We start from the raw sequence: 4,875 nt of genomic DNA, 5'->3' as shown, positions 1-4,875 counted from the left end.
GGTCAGGAACAGTTGGCGCGGATCATGCGTTGGATCAGTGGACCAAGGGGGCTGATGCGAGACTTCCCCCCTGTCACGTCCCGACGATCAGAAGGACAGGACTCCGATGACCGCCTATTTATCATGGCCCGACCCGAAATTCGAACCGCATGAAGCGCTCGCGCCCGATGGCACGCTGCTGGAGGATGACGAGATCGACATCGGCACGCTGGAGCAGATCTACAAGACGATGCTCTGTGCCCGCCGCTTCGACGAACGGCTTCTGAAATTGCAACGCCAGGGCGCGCTTGGCACTTTCGCGCCGATCAAGGGGCAGGAGGCGGCGCAGATCGGCGCGGCGGCCTGCCTGCGCGAGGATGACTGGCTGGTGCCGTCCTTCCGCGAGACCGGCGCGGCGCTGTGGCGCGGGGCCGACATGGCCGACCTGCTGGTCACCCTCGCGGGCTGGAACGCGGGCAACGACCTGCCCGAGGGCGCGCGGACATTGCCCGACACGGTGCCGGTCGCCTCGCAACTGCCGATTGCGGCGGGTATCGCCCATGCCGGACGGCTGCGAGGCGAGGATGCCATTGTCATGGCCTGTTTCGGCGACGGGGCCACCTCGGAGGGCGATTTTCACGAGGCCCTGAATTTCGCCGGGGTGCTGGAGGCGCCGGTCGTGTTCCTGTGCCAGAACAACGGGTGGGCCATCTCGACCCCGCGCGCGCGCCAGACGGCCTCGCAAACGCTGGCCCAAAAGGCGCATGCCTATGGCATCCCGGCCGCACAGGTCGATGGCAATGACGCGCTGGCGGTGATGCAGGTCACGCAGGAAGCCGTGGCGCTGGCCCGCGACAAGGGACAGCCCGCGATGATCGAGGCGCTGACCTACCGCATGGAGGTCCACACCACCGCCGACGACCCGACCCGCTACCGCGACGAGGGCGAGGTGGAAGAATGGCAGGACCGCGACCCCATCGAACGGGTGCGCAAGCTGCTGGTCGCGCGCAGCCAGCTGGACGATGCGATGCAGGAGGCGTTGGAGGAGGAGATCCGCGACCGGATCGACGCCGCGTGGAAGGAAGCCAAAGATCGCATTTCCAGGCTGGAGGAGACGCCGGGCACCGCGATGTTCGACCACATCTTCGCAGAACCCACCGCGCCGCTGCGCCGCCAGCGCAAGGAATTTTCCGATCAGGAGGAGGCCGCCAATGACTGATGCAAGCGACGGTCTGACCATGGTCGACGCCATCAACCGCGCCCTGCACGAGGCGATGGCCGAGGACGACACCACCGCGGTGATGGGCCAGGATGTCGGCGTCAATGGCGGCGTCTTCCGCGTCACCGAGGGGCTGATCGACGATTATGGCGTGGCCCGCGTGATCGACACGCCGCTGGCCGAGTCGGGCATCGTGGGGCTGGCCATCGGCATGGCGATGAATGGCGCGCGGCCCATTGCCGAGATGCAGTTCTCGGGCTTCAGTTATTACGCGCTGGCCCAGATCGAGAACCACGCCGCCCGGATCCGCTGGCGCACGCGCGGCGCGCATACGGTGCCGCTGGTGATCCGCATGCCTTACGGCGCGGGCGTGCGGGCGCTGGAACATCACTCGGAAAGCCGCGAGGTGTTCTATGGCCATATGCCGGGGCTGAAAACGGTCATCCCGGCCACCCCCGCCCGCGCCCATGCACTGCTGCACGCCGCCATCCGCGACCCCGACCCAGTCATCTTCATGGAGCCCAAGGCAGTCTACCGCCAGATGCGCGAGCCGATAGCCGACGATGCGGAGCCCGCGCAGATCGGCACCTCGCGCGTGGTGCGGCGCGGCAAGGATCTGACGCTGGTCTCCTACGGCGCGATGCTGCATCGCGCGCTGGAGGCCGCCGAGACGCTGGCGGCGGAGGATATCGACATCGAGGTGATCGACATCGAGACCATCGCCCCGCTGGATGCCGAAACGATTGCGAAATCGGTCGGGCAGACCGGGCGGCTTCTGATCGTGAACGAGGCGCCGCCGAGCTATGGCGCCGCCGGTGAGATCGCCATGCGCGTCATCGAACAGGAGTTCTACGCCCTGCGCGTGCCGATCCGGCGGGTCTGTGGATGGGACGTGCATGTGCCCTTCTTCGCGCGCGAGCAGACCTACCTGCCCTCGGTCGACCGGATCAGGGGCGCGGCGCGCGCGATGATGGCGGATTAGAGCGGGAGGACGCGATGAAAAACGAATTCAAGCTGCAGGATCCCGGCGAAGGGATCCACGAGGTCGAAATCCTGGAAATCATGGTGTCCGAAGGTGACGAGATTTCCGAAGGGCAGGAGGTGATGGCCGTCGAATCCGACAAGGCGGCGATCGAGCTTCCGTCACCCTTTGCCGGAAAAGTCGCCGAGATCCGGGTTGGCCAGGGCGATACCGCCTCGGTCGGCGATGTGCTGATGGTCGTCGAGGATGATGCCGAGGCCGAGGATGACGACGCGCCGGATGAGGCAGAGACAGCATCCGAGGCGGATGGGCGGTCGGACAGCGAGGAGGACGCGCCCGAAGATCAGGATGAGGAAGCGGCGACCGGTGTGGATGAGGACGTCTCGTTGGACGACAAAGCCGACGAGGAGGCGCGCGACGCCGGTAAAGACCGCTCGGAGGACGAGGAGGACACCGACAAGGGCGGTTCAGACGAGACCGACGAGGCGGCGCGCGACTCGGGTAAGGATCGCGACTCGGACAAGCCCTCTGATGCGGCCCCGGTGCGCGCAGCCCCTGCGGCCCGCAAGCTGGCACGTGAAAAGGGCGTGGAGCTTGCCGATCTGGAGCCGAGCGGCAAGGACGGGCAGGTGACGGTCGAGGATGTGCGCAAGGCAACCCGCAGCGCGGGCACGCAGGCCGAGGATGCGACCGATAGCGACGAGTTCGGACCGGTGCAGCGCCAGCGGATCAGCGCCATCCGCGCCGCGACCGCGCGCGCCATGACCCGGTCCTGGTCGGAAATCCCGCATGTGTCGCATGAGGATGCCGCCGACATCACCGAGTTGGAGCTTTGGCGGCGGCGCCAGGATGAGGCGGACCGGCTGTCGCTGACGCCGATCATCGCCAAGACGGTGGTCGCGGTCCTGAAACGCCATCCGCGCTTCAACGCGGTCTATGACGGCGAGGCGGACGAGATCATCTTGCGGAAATACTGGAACATCGCCATCGCCACGGCCACTGACCGGGGACTGGTGACGCCGGTGCTGAAAGATGCCGACCGCAAATCGGCACGCGACCTGGGCCAGGAGATCGTGACGTTGGCGAAGAAGGCCAAGGACCAGAAACTGAGCAAATCCGACCTCGCGGGCGGCACATTCACCATCACCAATGTCGGGGCGTTCGGGGGGCGGGGCCTCGCGCCGCTGATCAACCCGCCGCAAACCGCGATCCTGGGCGTTGGACGCGCGCGGATCGAGGCGGTAGTCACCAGCGATCTCGACGCCGACGGCCCGCCCATTGTCGAGCCGCGCATGATCCTGCCGCTGGCGCTGTCCTTCGATCACCGCGCCATCGACGGGGCCAATGCGGCGCGCTTCGTGAACGAGATCGTCGGCCTCCTGCGCGACCCTGTCTCACTGGCGTTGGAGACGTGAGGCGCGCAGCCATCCCCCCTGACAATGGAAAGGAGATCCCCCATGCAGACCACCGACCGCGATGCGCTTAAGGAGAAGATCGACGGCCGCGAGGACATGACCCTGATCGAGGTTCTGGGGCCGGAAAGCTATGCCGATTACCACCTGCCCGGAGCAATCAACATCCCCGCGGGCGCGGAAAATTTCGACGAGCGCGCGCAAGCCGCCGCTCGAAAGGACGATCAGGTCATCGTCTCTTGCAAGGACGAGGAGTGCGATGCCTCGCCGCGTGCGGGCCGCAGGCTGGAGGAGCTCGGGTTCACCAATGTCCTGGACTACGAGGCCGGCAAGGAGGATTGGCGCGCCGCCGGGTTGCCGACGGAATGACAGGGCACCACCTGGAACAGAACGCGCAACGAAAGAAGGAGAGCCGCAATGGACAGCCCGCTGGAAATCGCCTGGCACAATGTCGAGAAATCCGAGGCGCTGGAGGACCGTATCCGCGAGCGTGTGGACAAGCTGCACCGCTATTTCAACCGGATCAACAGTTGTCACATCGTCGTCGAACGGCCCCATCGCAGCCAGCATCACGGCAAGGAGTTTCACCTGCGCATCGAGGTGCGGGTGCCCGAACGCGAGATCGTCATCAGCGGCGATCCGGGCGACCGCAAGGATCACTTCGACCCCAACATTGCCATCCGCGATGCCTTCGACGCGATGGAACGGCGACTGGAGGCGCATTCGCAGAAGATGCGCGGCGAGACCAAGATCCTCTCCGGGCCGCCGCAGGGCGTGGTGGTGCGGAAGTTCGATGAATACGGGTTCGTGCGGATGAGCGACGGGCAGGAGATATACTTCGCGCCCAATGCGGTTCTGAACGAGGGGTTCGGCGCGCTTGCGGTTGGATCGCCGGTGGAACTGACCGTGGCCGAGGGCGAGGGCGCGATGGGTCCGCAGGCCTCGATGGTCCGCCCGATCAGCGAGGTCAGCCTCGAATCCGAGCGGCGCGAGGAAATCTGACGCGCTTCAGACCGCGACCAGCGCCTGCACTCGGTCAAGGCGATCGCCGGCAAGGTCCAATTCCTGCCAGCGGTCGCCGTCATCGTCACTGGCGAGGATGCGGCCATCGCCGAGCCCGGCAAAGAGGCGACCAGCGCAATAGGTCAGGGCGTAGGGCATGCTGGTCAGATCGTCGCAAACAGCCAGCCACGGCCCGTCCCCCCGCGTTCGATAGATCACGGCCTGCGCGTCGCGATCCCGGTCATGCGCCGCGCGCGGACCGGGCGCGGCCGAGACGAACC

Annotated in this window: 6 protein-coding genes; 5 read left to right on the top strand and 1 reads right to left on the bottom strand. The window is 66.4% G+C overall.

All coding sequences use genetic code 11. The features are described 5' to 3' along the window. Positions 1 to 106 precede the first annotated feature (106 nt). The 5 genes from pdhA to HNS34_RS20450 are packed head-to-tail and all read left to right on the top strand — an operon-like array spanning position 107 to position 4,594. Complete coding sequence (pdhA, locus tag HNS34_RS20470; RefSeq protein WP_172321923.1) at positions 107 to 1,198, top strand: pyruvate dehydrogenase (acetyl-transferring) E1 component subunit alpha; 1,092 nt, start codon at positions 107 to 109, stop codon at positions 1,196 to 1,198. Next, entirely contained in the window at positions 1,191 to 2,180 is a 990-nt protein-coding gene (locus HNS34_RS20465; RefSeq protein ID WP_172321922.1) for an alpha-ketoacid dehydrogenase subunit beta, read from the top strand. The genes pdhA and HNS34_RS20465 overlap by 8 nt, the downstream gene beginning before the upstream one ends. 14 nt (positions 2,181 to 2,194) lie before the next feature. Beyond that, positions 2,195 to 3,595 carry a dihydrolipoamide acetyltransferase family protein gene (locus tag HNS34_RS20460; RefSeq protein ID WP_172321921.1) on the top strand — a complete coding sequence of 467 codons (1,401 nt, stop codon included), beginning with the start codon at positions 2,195 to 2,197 and terminating at the stop codon, positions 3,593 to 3,595. A gap of 42 nt (positions 3,596 to 3,637) precedes the next feature. Continuing rightward, positions 3,638 to 3,961: a rhodanese-like domain-containing protein gene (locus HNS34_RS20455; protein ID WP_172321920.1), complete on the top strand. Its 324-nt coding sequence runs from the start codon at positions 3,638 to 3,640 to the stop codon at positions 3,959 to 3,961. 48 nt (positions 3,962 to 4,009) lie between these two features. Beyond that, positions 4,010 to 4,594, top strand: a complete 585-nt coding sequence (locus tag HNS34_RS20450; protein WP_172321919.1) for an HPF/RaiA family ribosome-associated protein — start codon at positions 4,010 to 4,012, stop codon at positions 4,592 to 4,594. Positions 4,595 to 4,600: 6 nt separating this feature from the next. Here HNS34_RS20450 and HNS34_RS20445 read toward each other — a convergent pair. Then, a partial coding sequence (locus HNS34_RS20445) for a hypothetical protein (RefSeq protein WP_214647565.1) occupies positions 4,601 to 4,875 on the bottom strand: 275 nt, incomplete at its 5' end.

It is taken from the genome of Alterinioella nitratireducens (assembly GCF_013155465.1).
GTDB lineage: Bacteria > Pseudomonadota > Alphaproteobacteria > Rhodobacterales > Rhodobacteraceae > Alterinioella > Alterinioella nitratireducens.
The sequence above is the reverse complement of the archived record's forward strand: the minus strand, read 5'-3'. Positions and strand labels throughout refer to the sequence as shown.

Excerpts from the sequence above, each read along its gene's own strand:
- pdhA (WP_172321923.1), top strand. The coding sequence starts at position 107 with ATGACCGCCTATTTATCATGGCCCGACCCGAAATTCGAACCGCATGAA.
- HNS34_RS20465 (WP_172321922.1), top strand. The coding sequence starts at position 1,191 with ATGACTGATGCAAGCGACGGTCTGACCATGGTCGACGCCATCAACCGC.
- HNS34_RS20460 (WP_172321921.1), top strand. The coding sequence starts at position 2,195 with ATGAAAAACGAATTCAAGCTGCAGGATCCCGGCGAAGGGATCCACGAG.
- HNS34_RS20455 (WP_172321920.1), top strand. The coding sequence starts at position 3,638 with ATGCAGACCACCGACCGCGATGCGCTTAAGGAGAAGATCGACGGCCGC.
- HNS34_RS20450 (WP_172321919.1), top strand. The coding sequence starts at position 4,010 with ATGGACAGCCCGCTGGAAATCGCCTGGCACAATGTCGAGAAATCCGAG.